Below are 14,849 nucleotides of genomic sequence, written 5' to 3'. Positions count from 1 at the left end.
CCGTCGCCGGAGGGTCAGGTGGACTCGCGGACGACGAGCACCGGATCGAACACCTTCGAGGCGGGCCCGGAGCCACCGCCGTCGAGCTCCTCGACCAGGAGGCCGGCCATCGCCGCCGCCATCCGTTCCACCGGCTGGCGCACGGTGGTGAGCTGCGGCCGCGCCTTGCGCGCGGCCACCGAGTCGTCGAATCCCACCACGGCCACCGTGCCGGGGACGGCCACGCCCTGTTCGCGCAGGTACTGGCAGGCGCCCTGGGCCATCAGGTCGTTCGCGGCGAACACCGCGTCGGTCTCCGGGTGGTCCTTCAGCAGCTTCGCCATGGCGCGGCGGCCGCTGTCGACGGTGAACCGGCCCCGTACGACGGGAACGGACGTCACCCCCCGGGCCGCGAAGACGTCACGGAAGGAGTCGAGGCGTTCGTCGGCCGTGGGGGCGGTCACCGGTGCGGCGATGGTGGCCGGGCGCCGCCGGCCGGTGGCCCACAGGTGTTCGGCGGCCAGCCGGGCGCCGGCGGCGTTGTCGAGGTCGACGAAGCCGCACCGCTCCCCGTCGCGGGGGCTGCCGAAGAGCACCGTGGGGAGGCCGGCCGCCACGAGCATCGCCGGCAGCGGGTCGTCCTGGTCGAGCGGGACCACCAGGGCCCCGTCGGCGCCGCCCTGCCGCAGGTACTCGACGAGCTGGGTCCTGGCCTGTTCCGACTCGGCCACCAGCAGCACCGGCTGGATCCCGCGTTCGCGCAGGACCGGGAGGACTCCGTCCACGACCCGTCCGAAGAAGGGGTCGGAGAAGACCCGCGCCGCGAAGGCCCTGCCCGTCGCGGAGAGTACGAGCGCGACGGTTCCGGTGCGCCGTGTCACGAGGGAGCGGGCGGCCTGGTTGGGCGTGTAGCCGATGCGGGCGATCGCGTCGCGGACGCTGCGCTGGATGTCGGGAGCCACGTTGCGCACGCCGTTGACGACGCGGGACACCGTCGCGCGCGATACCCCCGCCTCACGTGCGACGTCTTCCAGTGTCGGTCCTCGATTCCCCACCTCCGCACCTTAGCGGTGCCGTGTGTCCGCTGGGAGAACAGTCCACGGCATGGCCGGAACCATTGAGGTCGACACTTAATGAAAGTCAAAAGAAAAGTCATGTCATACGCCTTGACCGTCAACTCGCCCTGGGGGCAAGGTTTCGGAGAGCGCTCTCCCACATTTCCCCCATGTATCCAGAGGAGACCCCATGTCTTCCGTCGGGTCCCCGCCGGTCTTCCGGCGACCCGCCTCAGCCGTCCGACGAGCCACCGTCGGCGCACTCGTCTCGTCGTTGGCGGGCAGCCTGCTCGCACTGGCCCCCGCCACGACGGCACACGCCGCCCCCACCCTGCTCTCCCAGGGCAAGACGGCCACCGCCTCCTCCACGGAAGGGGGCGCCTTCTCCGCGGGCGCCGCCGTCGACGGCGACCTCACCGGAACCCGCTGGGCCAGCGCCTGGCAGGACGCCCAGTGGATCCAGGTCGACCTCGGCGCGAGCGCCACGCTCAGCCACGCCGTCCTCAACTGGGAGGCCGCGTACGGCAAGAGCTACCAGATCCAGGCCTCCGACAACGGCAGCGACTGGCGGACCGTCACCACCGTCACCGCCGGCGACGGAGGCACGGACAACGTCACCCTCTCGGGCACCGGCCGCTACGTCCGGATGAACGGCCTCACCCGGGCCACCGGATACGGCTTCTCCCTCTGGGAGTTCCAGGTCTACGGCTCCACCGACACCACCGGCCCGACGCTGCCCGGCGGCGGCGACCTCGGCCCCAACGTGCACGTCATCGACCCGGCCACGCCCGGCATCCAGGCCAAGCTGGACCAGGTCTTCCAGGAGCAGGAGTCGGCCCAGTTCGGCAGCGGCCGGCACGCCTTCCTCTTCAAGCCCGGCACGTACAACGGCCTCAACGCCCAGATCGGCTTCTACACCCAGATAGCCGGCCTCGGGCTTCGCCCCGGCGACACCACCATCAACGGTGACGTGACCGTCGACGCCGGCTGGTTCAACGGCAACGCCACCCAGAACTTCTGGCGCGGCGCCGAGGGCCTCACCCTCAACCCGGTCAACGGCACCAACCGGTGGGCCGTCTCACAGGCCTCCTCCTTCCGTCGCATGCACGTCAAGGGCGGCCTCAACCTGGCGCCCAACGGCTACGGCTGGGCCAGCGGCGGCTACATCGCCGACTCCAAGATCGACGGCCAGGTCGGCAACTACTCCCAGCAGCAGTGGTACACCCGGGAGAGCACCATCGGCGGCTGGTCCAACAGCGTCTGGAACCAGACCTTCTCCGGCGTCGAGGGCGCTCCGGCCACCTCCTTCCCCGAGCCCCGCTACACCACGCTCGACACCACGCCGATCTCCCGCGAGAAGCCGTACCTCTACCTCGACGGCAACGAGTACAAGGTCTTCGCCCCGGCCAAGCGCGTGAACGCCCGCGGCACCAGCTGGGCCAACGGCACCCCGCAGGGCGAGTCGATCCCGCTGAGCCAGTTCTACGTGGTCAAGCCGGGCGCCACCGCCGCCACGATCAACCAGGCGCTGGCCCAGGGCCTGCACCTGCTGTTCACGCCGGGCGTCTACCACGTCGACCAGACCATCAACGTGAACCGCGCCAACACCGTCGTGCTCGGCCTCGGCCTCGCCACGATCATCCCGGACAACGGCGTCACCGCGATGAAGGTCGCCGACGTCGACGGCGTCCGCCTCGCCGGCTTCCTGATCGACGCGGGTCCGGTCAACTCCCCGACCCTGCTGGAGCTCGGACCGCAGAACTCCGGCGCCGACCACGCCGCCAACCCCACCACCGTGCAGGACGTGTACATCCGCATCGGCGGCGCCGGCGCGGGCAAGGCCACCACCAGCGTGGTCGTGAACAGCGACGACGCCATCATCGACCACACCTGGGTGTGGCGCGCCGACCACGGCGAGGGCTGGGGCTGGGAGACCAACCGCGCCGACTACGGCGTCCGGGTCAACGGCGACGACGTGCTCGCCACCGGCCTCTTCGTCGAGCACTTCAACAAGTACGACGTCGAGTGGTACGGCGAGCGCGGCCGCACGATCTTCTACCAGAACGAGAAGGCGTACGACGCCCCCAACCAGGCCGCCATCCAGAACGGCTCGACGAAGGGGTACGCGGCCTACCGGGTCGACGACTCCGTGAACACCCACGAGGCCTGGGGCCTCGGCAGCTACTGCAACTACAACGTGGACCCGACGATCGTCCAGGACCACGGCTTCAAGGCACCCGTCAAGCCCGGGGTGAAGTTCCACAGCCTCCTGGTCGTGTCCCTCGGCGGAATGGGCCACTACAACCACGTCATCAACGACACCGGGGCGTCCACCATCCCCGCCGGCACCTCCACCGTGCCGTCCACCGTCGTCAACTTCCCCTGACGGCACCGCCGGGACGCGCCCTCCGGCGCGTCCCGGCCCCCTCACCCCTTCCGGGCGGCGCCCAGTCCCCGCTGCGCCGCCCGGAAGGCGATCCCCCTCCCTTCCCCACCTCCCCTGTTGTCCGTCCAGGAGCCGCCATGACCGCGATCACCGACCCGACGACACCACGGCGCACCCGCCGCCGCGCCCGTACGACAGGCTCACTCCTCTCCCTGGGTGCCCTGCTCGCCACCTCCGTCACCTCCACCGCGCTGCTGACCGCGGCGCCCGCCACCGCCGCCGAGACCCTGCTCTCCCAGGGGAGGACGGCCACCGCCTCCTCCTCCGAGGGCGCCGCCTGGGGCGCGTCCGCCGCCTTCGACGGCGACCTGACCGGCACCCGCTGGGCGAGCCAGTGGAACGACGCCCAGTGGATCCAGGTCGACCTCGGCAGCAGCAAGGACGTCAGCCGCGTCGTCCTGAACTGGGAGGGCGCCTACGGCAAGGCCTACGACATCCAGCTCTCGGACAACGGCAGCGACTGGCGCACCGTCAAGTCCGTGACCGCCGGCGACGGGGGCACCGACGACCTCGCCGTCACCGGCACCGGCCGCTACGTACGCCTCCAGGGCGTCACCAGGGGAACCGGGTACGGCTACTCCCTCTGGGAGTTCCAGGTGTACGGCGGCGGATCCGCGCAGCCCGAGCCCGGCGGCGCCGTCCGGGTGAGCGGGACGCAGGGCAACTGGCGGCTGACCGTCGGAGGCCAGCCGTTCACGGTCAAGGGCGTCACCTGGGGCCCGGCCATGGCCGACGCCCCCCGCTACATGCCGGACGTGAAGTCCATGGGCGTCAACACGGTCCGCACCTGGGGCACCGACGCCGGCACCAAGCCCCTGCTCGACGCGGCCGCGGCCAACGGCGTCAAGGTGATCAACGGCTTCTGGCTCCAGCCGGGCGGCGGCCCGGGCTCCGGCGGCTGCGTCAACTACGTGACGGACACCGCGTACAAGAGCACCATGCTCACCGAGTTCGCCAAGTGGGTCGACACCTACAAGTCCCACCCGGCCACGCTCATGTGGAACGTCGGCAACGAGTCCGTCCTCGGTCTGCAGAACTGTTACGGCGGCACCGAGCTGGAAGCCCAGCGCAACGCGTACACGACCTTCGTCAACGACGTCGCCAAGAAGATCCACTCCATCGACCCCGACCACCCCGTGACCTCCACGGACGCCTGGACGGGCGCCTGGCCGTACTACAAGCGGAACGCGCCCGACCTGGACCTGTACTCGATGAACGCGTACGGCGACATGTGCGGGGTCCGCCAGGACTGGGTGGACGGCGGCTACACCAAGCCGTACATCATCACCGAGACCGGGCCCGCCGGCGAGTGGGAGGTGCCCGACGACGCCAACGGCGTCCCCGACGAGCCCACCGACGTGCAGAAGGCCGACGGTTACACCAAGGCCTGGAACTGCGTCACCGGCCACCAGGGCGTCGCCCTCGGCGCGACCGTCTTCCACTACGGCATCGAGCACGACTTCGGCGGCGTCTGGTTCAACCTGCTCCCCGACGGTCTCAAGCGCCTGTCGTACTACGCCCTGAAGAAGGCGTACACCGGCTCCCTCTCGGGCGACAACACCCCGCCGGTCATCAGCGGCATGACGGTCACCCCCGCCGGATCCGCCCCGGCCGGCGGCGAGTTCACGGTCCGCGCCGACGTCCGCGACCCCGACGGCGACCCCGTCACCACCAAGATCCTCCTCAGCGGCAACTACGCCAACGGTGACAAGCGTCTGATCGACGCCCCGTTCCGCTCGCTCGGCAACGGCACCTTCGCCGTCACCGCACCCGAGAAGCTCGGCGTCTGGAAGGTGTACGTCCAGGCCGAGGACGGCCGCGGCAACGTCGGCATCGAGACCAAGTCCGTCAAGGTCGTCGCCCCGCCCGTCGCCGGCACCAACATCGCCCTGAACAGGCCCGCCACCGCCTCCTCCGCCCAGGCCTCCTACGGCGACTGCCCCTGCCCGGCGACCAACGCCGTCGACGGCAACACCGGCACCCGCTGGGCCAGCGACTGGAGCGACCCGCAGTGGATCCAGGTCGACCTCGGCTCGGCCAAGCCCATCCGCACCCTGCAGCTCGTCTGGGACCCCGCCTACGCCAAGTCCTACGAGGTGCAGGTGTCCGACGACGGCAACACCTGGCGGACGATCCACTCCACCACCACGGGCAACGGGGACATCGACACCGTCACCACCTCCACCACCGCCCGGTACGTCAAGCTCCAGCTCACCGCGCGCGGCACCGGATGGGGCTACTCCCTCCACGAGTTCGGCGTCTACAGCTGACGACACCGGCTCCCCCGTACGGGCGTGGCGGGGACCACCGCAGGACCCCGCCACCCCTGCACCACCGCTCGGGAATCCATCACACCAGTCGCGTGGCGTCCCGGCGTTCACGCGAACCCACCCCCATGGGCAGGAGATCCCCATGAGATCGAGTCCGAAGCGACTCCCCGCACTCCTCCTCGGCACGGCCCTCGTCGCCAGTGTCCTCGGCATCGGCACCATCGCCTCCGCCGCGGGCACGGACAACGCAGGCCCGCCCTCCGTCGCCACGGCGGGCGCCCACGCCGGCCACGTCATGGCCGTGTCCACCCAGGCCTCGGGAGACGACGCCGACGGCGACGGCTACATCCCGGCCGTACCCCAGGTCACCGGTGTGACACCGTCCACCGCCACCCCTCCCCCCGCCTACCACCACGAGTTCCAGGCCGGCTGCGCCGTCACCCACACCGCGCCGGACGACCCGATCGTCTACCCGGGCCAGTTCGGCAAGTCCCACGACCACACGTTCATGGGCAACACCTCCACCAACGCCGCCAGCACCACCGGCTCGCTCTACGGAGGCAACACCACCTGCAAGGCGCCCGCGGACGCCTCCGCGTACTGGATGCCCTCGCTGTACAAGGGCGACCAGAAGATCCTGCCCGTCGGCCCCCAGGTCATCTACTACAAGGCGGGCGTCACCGACTACCGGAGTGTGCGGCCCTTCCCCAAGGGTCTGCGGTACGTCGTCGGCAACCCGATGCAGAGCGCCGAGGAGTTCCGGGCCCACAAGGGCTTCGTCGAGGGCTGGGAATGCGGTGACAGCTTCTTCAACACCGACATCCCGGCGAGCTGTCCGGACCGGCCCGACGTCCAGCTCAACCTGCGCATGCAGGCGCCCAGTTGCTGGAACGGCCTGTACCTCGACACCCCCGACCACAAGAGCCACATGGCCTACCCGGTGGTCAAGCCCGGCACCAACGACAACATGTGCCCGGCCTCCCACCCGGTCGCCCTGCCGATGATCGAGTTCAAGATGGCGTGGCCGGTCAACGGCGACATGTCCCAGGTCCGCCTGGCGAGCGGCCGCGGCTACTCCTTCCACTACGACTTCTTCAACGCGTGGGAGGAGCGCACCCTCAAGGCCCTCGTCGACCACTGCATCGTCGGCGGCCTGCAGTGCGACACCCGGGGCTTCGACCTCTACCGCCCCGAGCGCGGAACCGTGCTGAACGCGGACCACCGTCTGCCCTGATCCCTCGTCCCCGCACGGCCCGGACGCCCGCGACGGCGTCCGGGCCGTCCTCACGCCCACGCCCCACCGTCCGACCGACCTTTCTCCCCGGCCTCAGGAGCAGCCCATGACCGCCCCCGCCCCGTCCGTCACCGCCCAGCACGACGAGCTCATCGACCTCCTGCCGCCGCACTTCCGCTTCGGCGCCGCCACCTCCGCCTTCCAGATCGAGGGAGCCGTCGCCGAGGACGGCCGCACCCCGTCCATCTGGGACACCTTCTGCCGTGTCCCGGGAGCCGTCGACAACGGCGACACCGGCGATTCGGCCTGCGACCACTACCACCGCATGCCGGAGGACGTGGCCCTGCTCGCCGCCCTCGGCCTCGACACCTACCGCTTCTCCGTCTCCTGGTCCCGCGTCCAGCCCCACGGGCGCGGCCCGGGCAACCCCGCGGGACTCGCCTTCTACGACCGGCTCGTCGACGAGCTCCTCGCGCGGGACATCACCCCCTGGCTGACCCTCTACCACTGGGACCTGCCCCAGGAGCTCCAGGACGCGGGCGGCTGGCCGGCCCGCGACACGGCGTACCGCTTCGCCGACTACGCGGAGCTCGTCCATGAGCGCCTCGGTGACCGCGTCACCCACTGGACCACCCTCAACGAGCCCTTCTGCTCGGCGATCCTCGGTCATGTCGAAGGCGTCCACGCACCGGGCGGACGCTCCCTCGCCGACGGAGTGGCGGCCGTGCATCACCTGCACCTGGCCCACGGCCTCGCGGCCCGGCGGCTGCGTGCGGCCGCCCGGGGCCCGCTCGACCTCGCCGTCACCCACCTCCTGGGCACAAGCAGTCCCGCCACCGACAGCGAGGCCGACCGCGAGGCCACGCGCCGGGCGGACGCCCTCGGGTTCCGCTTCTACCTCGACCCGATCCTGCGCGGCCGGTATCCGCAGGACCTCGTCGACGACCTGGCCGTCCACGGCATCGAGATCCCCGTCCGGGACGGCGACCTGGAGACGATCGCCGCGCCCATCGACACCCTGGGCGTCAACTACTACCGCTCCATGCGCACATCGGGAGTCGACGAGCACGGCGCCACCACCGACGCCCGCGGCATCCCCGTCACCCGCAACCTGCCGCACGGCGGCCTTCCGGTCACCGGGCTCGACTGGGAGGTGATGCCGCACGACCTCACCGACCTGCTGCTGCGCATCGCCCGGGACTATCCCGGCACCCCCGTGGTGATCACCGAGAGCGGCGCCGCGTACGAGGACCGGCCCGACGCCCACGGCTTCGTCGACGACACCGAGCGCACCGCCTATCTCGCCGCCCATCTGGCCGCGGTGGCCCGGGCCCGCGCCGGCGGAGCCGACGTCCGCGGCTACTTCGCCTGGTCGCTCCTGGACAACTTCGAGTGGGCGTACGGCTACGACAAGCGCTTCGGGCTCGTCCGCGTCGACTACACCACCCAGCGCCGCACGCCGAAGCGCAGTGCCCTGTGGCTGCGCGACACGGCCCACCGCGTCCGCGGCGCCGCCGGTCTGGACGCCGCCGAGAAGCGCGAGGGCGAACGCTAGAGGGTGTCCGGAAGGTCCCGCCCGACACCCCCTAGGACGGCTCTTCCGGCTTCCGGCCCCAGGCCGTGAGCATGCCGGCCGACAGCGCGGCACACGCGTCGGAGTCCAGGTACCGGATCGCCTCGTCGACGGCCGCGTCGTCGACGAGGCCGGTGGCGAGCATCGGCGCCCTGCTCCGCTCCCAGGTGTCCGCCCAGAAGCGGCTGATGGGGCTGCCCGGCTCCAGGGGCGGCACATGGATCTCGGCGGCGACGGGGACGAGACCCGCCCCGCGCAGGAGTCGCGGGTACGACGGCACCCAGGAGACATCGGTGCCGATGGTGTCCCGCAGGGCCTGCCACATGGCACGCATCATCGAGGTGTACGGCGTGCCGGCCGCCGGTCCGCCCGTCTGGTCGCTCATGCCATCGGCCGTGCCGTCGGCCGTGAGCCCGCTCGTCAGGTCGACCGCGTCGCTGAGCACCAGCACGCCGCCCGGCTCGACGAGTTCGGCGAGGCGGGTGATCAGACGCTCGCGCCCGGGCAGGTGCATGAGCACGAAGCGCGCGTGGACGAGCCGGAACCGGCCCGGGGCGAAGTCCGGGTCGGTGACGTCGGCCTCCAGCACGTCGAGCCCGGTGACGGGCCGCTCGAGGAGGAACCGTACGTCACGGTCCACGGCGAGCACCCCGGTGACCCCGGCCTCCTCCAGCAGCCGTCGGGAGACCGTGCCCGTGCCGGCGCCCACGTCGAGGCACCGCCAGCCCGGGCCCGCGCCGAGCGCGCGCAGCCGCGCCATGGTGATGTCGTCGTAGGCGAGGGCACCGAAGTCGATGCGCTCACCCTCGCCCTCCTGTTCGGGTCGGAACACGGCTTCGCCGTAGCGGCCGTCCCCCGGCGCGTCCCCGCGCGGAGCGGTGGTCATGTCGCCGCCGCAGCGACGCCGGGGCACGGGAACAGCGGGTGCTCGAACAGTTTCATGGCGGGTTCTCTTCGCAGGTGGGGCGGGTCGGGCGACCCCGTCCCTCAGCCGCCTCCCGTCGATCCTCCACCGGCGGCCGTCCGGACGGCCGAGGCGCGCCGGACCTGAGCCGATCGGCCCAAGGGGCCGCGGTTCCCCCGTCGTCGGCGCGCGGCCGCGGTCGACCGCGTCCACTCACAACCATTGACAGGTCCATCTCACCCTCACCATTCTTGAGAGCGCTCTCAGAGCGCTCTCACGACCCATCAACCGCCCCACGGGTCCCCCCACTTCCCAGGAGCCCCCACATGCCCGCACGTCACAGGCGCACCCGCGCCCTGCTCGTCCCCCTGGCCGCCGCCGCGCTGATCAGCACCGGAATCGCCGTCGCCGGCTCCTCGGACTCCGTCCAGGCCGCCGTCCCCACGACGATTCCGCTCACCTTCACCAACAACTCCGGCCGTGGCGACCAGGTCTACATCTACAACCTCGGCACCGAGCTCTCGACGGGACGTCAGGGCTGGGCGGACGCCAACGGCACCTTCCATCCCTGGCCCGCCGGAGGATCCACCCCCGTGCCCGCGCCGGACGCCGCCATCGTCGGACCGGCCAACGGCCGGTCGACGACGATCCGGCTGCCGAAGTTCTCGGGCCGGGTCTACTTCAGCTACGGACAGAAGCTGGTCTTCAAGCTGGCCACGGGCGGCCTCGTCCAGCCCGCCGTCCAGAACCCGAGCGACCCCAACAGGAACATCCTGTTCAACTGGTCCGAGTACACCCTCAACGACTCGGGCCTCTGGATCAACAGCACCCAGGTCGACATGGTCTCGGTGCCGTACGCCGTCGGCGTGAAGCGCCCCGACGGCTCCGTCGCCAACACCGGCCGGCTCAAGCCCGGCGGCTACCGCGGCTTCTACGACGCGCTGCGCGGCCAGCCCGGCGGCTGGGCCGGCCTCATTCAGACCCGTTCCGACGGTACGGTGCTCCGCGCGCTGGCGCCGGGACACGGCATCGAGGCCGGCGCGCTGCCCTCCGGGGTGATGAACGACTACATCAACCGCGTCTGGAGCAAGTACGCCACGTCGACCCTGACGGTGACGCCCTTCGCGAACCAGCCCTCCGTGAAGTACTACGGCCGGGTCTCGGGCAACGTCATGAACTTCACCAACGGCTCCGGCGCCGTCGTCACCTCGTTCCAGAAGCCGGACTCCGACAGCGTCTTCGGCTGCTACAAGCTCCTCGACGCCCCGAACGACCAGGTGCGCGGCCCCATTTCGCGCACGCTCTGTGCGGGCTACAACCGCTCGACGCTGCTCACCAACCCGAACCAGCCGGACACCTCGTCGGCCAACTTCTACAAGGACTCGGTGACCAACCACTACGCGCGCAAGATCCACGCCCAGATGGTCGACGGCAAGGCGTACGGCTTCGCCTTCGACGACGTCGGCGCCCACGAGTCGCTGGTGCACGACGGCAACCCGCAGCAGGCGTACGTCACGCTCGACCCGCTCGACTAGGCCGTCTTCCGGATCTTGCCTGACCCGCGGTCGGAGCTTCGGTCCGATGAGCTGTCGTCCCCCCTTCCGGCGCTACCCGGGCGACCCGCGCGAGGACCGCCGAAAGCCCGGCCCCCGGATGTCGGGGGCCGGGCCGGACTCACCGTTGCGGAGGGGCGCCGGGTCTCAACTCACCTGGAGCGAGACGTCGTCCAGGACGAACGACGTCTGCAGGGACTGGTCCTCCACCGACGTGAAGTCGAGGGTGACGGTCTGGCCGGCGAAGGACGAGAGGTCGTACGACTTCTCGACGTAGCCCGCGGCCGCGTCCAGGTTGGAGTAGGACGCCAGCTGCCGGCCGCCCACGCTGACCGTGGCCACGTCGTAGGCCACGCTCTCGGTCTCGTCCGTGTCGATGTGGACGAAGAACGAGAGACGGTACGAGGCGCAGCCCGAGGGGATGGACACGGACTGGGCGGCCTTCTCGGTGTAGCTGGAACCCCTGCCCCCCAGCCATGCCTTGTAGCTTCCTGCGTGCGCGGCCTGTCGTGAGTCGTTGGTGATCACGCCCGCGCTCGCGCTCCACGGACTGCTGCCGTTCTCGAAGCCGCCGTTGACCACGAGCTGGCGCGGCGTGCAGGAGCCGCCACCGCCCGTGACGGTCAACGTGTAGGTGGTGGCGTGGCTGACGGTGCCCGAGCCGGTGACCGTCAGAGTGTAGGTGCCGGGCGTGGTGCTCGCGCCGACCTGGACGGACAGGGTGGAGGAGCTGCCGGACTGGACCGACGTCGGGCTGAGCGTGGCGGTGACACCGGCCGGCGCGCCGGAGACTGCGAGACCCACGGTCTGGGCGGCGCCGCTCACGGTGGCGGTGTTCACCGTCGCCGAGACGGACCCGCCGGCGGCCGTGCTGCCCGCGGACGGGCTCACGCCGACGGAGAAGTCCTGCGCCGGGGTGGTGCCGCCGACGGCCTGCTTCCAGAGGGTGTGGGCGACCCCGTCGGCGCTGCGGTTCAGGACCGTCGCGTTGATGTTGCTCGTGGTGTCACAGGCGCTGTGGTAGCAGGAGTCGTAGGCGGTGTTGGCGGAGCCGCCCCACTTCTGCGCCTGCGCCGAGGTCTTGCGGGCGCTCGCGCCGGCCGCGTATCCGGAGGTCGGGATGCCGCCCTGCTGGAAGGAGTAGTCGTCGCTGCGGCCCTGGCCCTCGGTGTTCTCCTCGGGCGCCAGGTTCAGGGAGGTCCAGTACTCCTTGAGGGGCGCGGCGGCGGCGGAGTTGAGGTTGTTGATGAAGTAGCCGCCGTTGGTGGAGCCGACCATGTCGAAGTTGTAGTAGGCCTTGATGGTCGCGCGCTGTGCGGCGGTGAGCCGGTTGACGTAGAACGCGGAGCCGTTGAGGCCCTGCTCCTCGTCGGTCCACCAGGCGAAGCGCACGTGCTTGGTCATCGTCGGGTTCTTCTGGGCGAGGGCGAGGGCGTTCTCCAGCAGGGTCGCGGAGCCCGAGCCGTTGTCGTTGATGCCGGGGCCCGCCGAGACGCCGTCCAGGTGCGCACCGAACATGACGACCTGGTCGGCGGGGCCGCCCGGCCAGTCGGCGATCAGGTTGTTCGACGGGTAGGTGCAGGAGGTGCAGTTCTGCTCGGTGATCGTGTATCCGGCGGCCTGCAGCTTGCTCTTCACGTAGGCCAGCGACTGGGTGTAGCCGGCGCTGCCCGCACGACGGTGGCCGCCGTTCTGGCCGGCGATGGTGTTGAACTGGGCCAAGTGCGCCTGCACGTTGGCGACGTTGATGTCCGGCGGGTCGTTGCCGGGCTGGGTTCCGCCGACGTTGAGCGTGTAGTCGGTGGTGTGCGACAGCGTGCTGCCCTGGCCCTTGACGACGACTGTGGACGTGCCGGGTGCCGCGTTGGAGGTGGCGGTCAGGGTCAGCACCGAGGTCTGGCCGGACTGCACCGTCGCGGGGTTGAAGGAGGCGGTCACTCCGGCGGGCAGGCCGGTGGCGGTCAGCGTCACCGACTGTGCGGTGCCGGTCGTGACGGCGGTGCCGACGGTGGTGGTCACCGAGCCGCCCTGCTGGACCGTGCCGGACGAGGGGTTGAGCGACATGGAGAAGTCGTTGTTCTGACCGCTCGGGGTGCAGGTCGGGTCCGCCGACTGGGCGGGCACGCTGATCGCGTCCCACGCCGCCTTCGTCTTGTTGAAGAGGCCGCAGGTCGCGTCGAGCGACTTCGCGGAGCTGAGCGTCGTCGTTCGGTACTTCTTGTAGCTCATGCTGCTGGTCTTGAGCAGCATGCCACCGTAGAAGATCTTGCCGGCGGTCTGTATTCCCACACCCGTCAGAGTGCTCTGGTTGCAGGTGCTGCTGCTGGGCTTTCCGCCGCCGGGGCTGGTGCCCTCGGACAGCAGGTAGAACCAGTGGTTCAGCGGGCCCGCGGCGGCGTGCACCTCGGTGCCGGGGATCGCCGAGCTGTAGCAGGCCGGGTCGTTGTTGACGGCGGGCGGGTTGTACATGTTGCGGATCGGGCCCCGTCCCTGGAGGTTGATGACCTCGCCCACCAGGTAGTCGGGGACGTCGTAGGGGGCCGGCTGGTTGATGTACGCCTCGGTCAGCGCACCGAAGATGTCACCGGTGCCCTCCCCGAGTCCGGCTTCCTGTCCGCCGGTGCCTCCGGGGGTGTTGGAGTCGATGGCGTGCCCGTACTCGTGGGCCACCACGTCCACGCCGGCGATCCACTCGTTGGCGCTGTTGCGCCCGATGGTCACCGAGCTGCCGTCCCAGTAGGCGTTGAGCTCGCCGAGCCCGACCTTGGCGGGGAAGCTGCGGCCGTTGCCGTTGACGCCGTTGCGACCCAGCCACTGGCTGAGCATGTCCCACTGCTTCTGCGCGGCGAACATCAGGTCGACGCAGCCGGTCTCCTTGCTCGTGGGGTTGCCGGTGCCCCAGGAGTCGGAGGACTTCGAGAAGACCGCGTTGGTGCTGTAGTCGGCGCAGCTCAGGCCGGTCCGGTTGGGGTCGCGGAGGGAGTAGGTGGATCCCGAGGCGGTGGTGTCGATGGAGACCGGCCCGGGTCCGTTCCACTTGCTGTTACCGGTGCCCGCCACCACGTCGTCGTAACTGTCGACGACGGCACCCGTACGCGCGTCGACGAAGACGTGCAGTTTGCTGGGCGCGCTCTTGGTACGGCCGCGCAGCACGGTCTCCCACGCCAGCACCGGCTGGTCGTCCTTGAGGCGGACGACCAGCCGGCTGCTCTCGACCTTGTCGACCGAGGCCAGCTTCTTCCGCGAGGCCGTCTCGGCCTTCTTCGCGGCGACCGACGGCCGGGTCGCCACGTCGATGCGCACGGAGGAGGCGGACTGGAGGGCACGGACCCTGCCGGAACCGTCGGCGAGTACCACGGCGTCACCGCCGACGACCGGCAGGCCGCGGTAACTGCGCTCGTACGACACCGAGTAGAGATCCTTGACCCAAGGGGTGACGAGACGTCGGTCGTACTGCTCCTGGGCCGAGTTGACCAGTGTGTCGAGACCGCTGTCGACTGCCAGGTCCGCGGCCGCGACCGCGCGGGTCACGGGACTGTCCTTCTGGGCCGGTGACGCCGGCCGCGCCGCCGATGCCGTTCCGGCGAGGGTGCCGGCGAGGCCTGCGGACAGCGCCATCGCTGTCACGGCCGCCGTCCATCTGGTGGGCTTCAACGTCCACTCCGATCGTGGGGGTACGGGCTCATCGCCGCCGAGTATGAGCGTGTACATGACGATCGGATGGCATCCCTGCGGGCATAAGACCCACGTTATGACCCATCGGAGACACCTCTCGCGCCCCTGGAATTGGCCGGATCCGGTCTGCCCGCGTACCCAGCGCGCGCGACTTCCGGCC

At 70.6% G+C, this 14,849-nt stretch carries 8 protein-coding genes; 5 read left to right on the top strand and 3 right to left on the bottom strand.

Translation table 11 applies throughout. The annotated features are described in order from the left end of the window. Positions 1-14 precede the first annotated feature (14 nt). Positions 15-1,034 carry a LacI family DNA-binding transcriptional regulator gene (locus IE311_RS17900; RefSeq protein ID WP_189832699.1) on the bottom strand — a complete coding sequence of 340 codons (1,020 nt, stop codon included), beginning with the start codon at positions 1,032-1,034 and terminating at the stop codon, positions 15-17. A gap of 190 nt (positions 1,035-1,224) precedes the next feature. Here IE311_RS17900 and IE311_RS17895 point away from each other — a divergent pair, with 190 nt between their 5' ends. From IE311_RS17895 to IE311_RS17880, 4 genes are all read left to right on the top strand, one after another. Then, positions 1,225-3,420 carry a discoidin domain-containing protein gene (locus IE311_RS17895; protein ID WP_189832698.1) on the top strand — a complete coding sequence of 732 codons (2,196 nt, stop codon included), beginning with the start codon at positions 1,225-1,227 and terminating at the stop codon, positions 3,418-3,420. Positions 3,421-3,557: 137 nt separating this feature from the next. Then, positions 3,558-5,750, top strand: coding sequence for a discoidin domain-containing protein (locus tag IE311_RS17890; protein ID WP_189832697.1), 2,193 nt, complete (start codon positions 3,558-3,560; stop codon positions 5,748-5,750). A gap of 142 nt (positions 5,751-5,892) precedes the next feature. Further along, positions 5,893-6,984, top strand: coding sequence for a DUF1996 domain-containing protein (locus tag IE311_RS17885; RefSeq protein WP_189832696.1), 1,092 nt, complete (start codon positions 5,893-5,895; stop codon positions 6,982-6,984). A gap of 106 nt (positions 6,985-7,090) precedes the next feature. Next, entirely contained in the window at positions 7,091-8,539 is a 1,449-nt protein-coding gene (locus IE311_RS17880; protein WP_189832695.1) for a GH1 family beta-glucosidase, read from the top strand. Between the two features lie 31 nt (positions 8,540-8,570). On the opposite strand, the gene IE311_RS17875 is transcribed toward IE311_RS17880, so the two are convergent. Continuing rightward, on the bottom strand, positions 8,571-9,443 hold the full coding sequence (locus IE311_RS17875) for a class I SAM-dependent methyltransferase (RefSeq protein ID WP_189832694.1): 873 nt from the start codon (positions 9,441-9,443) through the stop codon (positions 8,571-8,573). Between the two features lie 344 nt (positions 9,444-9,787). On the opposite strand from IE311_RS17875, the gene IE311_RS17870 reads away from it, so the two are divergent. Continuing rightward, positions 9,788-10,996 carry a glycoside hydrolase family 64 protein gene (locus IE311_RS17870; RefSeq protein WP_189832693.1) on the top strand — a complete coding sequence of 403 codons (1,209 nt, stop codon included), beginning with the start codon at positions 9,788-9,790 and terminating at the stop codon, positions 10,994-10,996. A 165-nt stretch (positions 10,997-11,161) separates the two neighbouring features. Here the strand turns inward: IE311_RS17870 and IE311_RS17865 are convergent, their stop codons facing one another. Continuing rightward, on the bottom strand, positions 11,162-14,632 hold the full coding sequence (locus tag IE311_RS17865; protein WP_189832754.1) for a M28 family peptidase: 3,471 nt from the start codon (positions 14,630-14,632) through the stop codon (positions 11,162-11,164). Between the last annotated feature and the right edge of the window lie 217 nt (positions 14,633-14,849).

Origin of the sequence: Streptomyces zaomyceticus, from assembly GCF_014656215.1 — a bacterium.
Lineage (GTDB): Bacteria > Actinomycetota > Actinomycetes > Streptomycetales > Streptomycetaceae > Streptomyces > Streptomyces zaomyceticus.
This window is presented reverse-complemented; position numbering and strand designations above follow the sequence as displayed.

Excerpts from the sequence above, each read along its gene's own strand:
- IE311_RS17875 (WP_189832694.1), bottom strand. The coding sequence starts at position 9,443 with ATGACCACCGCTCCGCGCGGGGACGCGCCGGGGGACGGCCGCTACGGC.
- IE311_RS17870 (WP_189832693.1), top strand. The coding sequence starts at position 9,788 with ATGCCCGCACGTCACAGGCGCACCCGCGCCCTGCTCGTCCCCCTGGCC.
- IE311_RS17885 (WP_189832696.1), top strand. The coding sequence starts at position 5,893 with ATGAGATCGAGTCCGAAGCGACTCCCCGCACTCCTCCTCGGCACGGCC.
- IE311_RS17880 (WP_189832695.1), top strand. The coding sequence starts at position 7,091 with ATGACCGCCCCCGCCCCGTCCGTCACCGCCCAGCACGACGAGCTCATC.
- IE311_RS17895 (WP_189832698.1), top strand. The coding sequence starts at position 1,225 with ATGTCTTCCGTCGGGTCCCCGCCGGTCTTCCGGCGACCCGCCTCAGCC.
- IE311_RS17890 (WP_189832697.1), top strand. The coding sequence starts at position 3,558 with ATGACCGCGATCACCGACCCGACGACACCACGGCGCACCCGCCGCCGC.
- IE311_RS17865 (WP_189832754.1), bottom strand. The coding sequence starts at position 14,632 with ATGGCGCTGTCCGCAGGCCTCGCCGGCACCCTCGCCGGAACGGCATCG.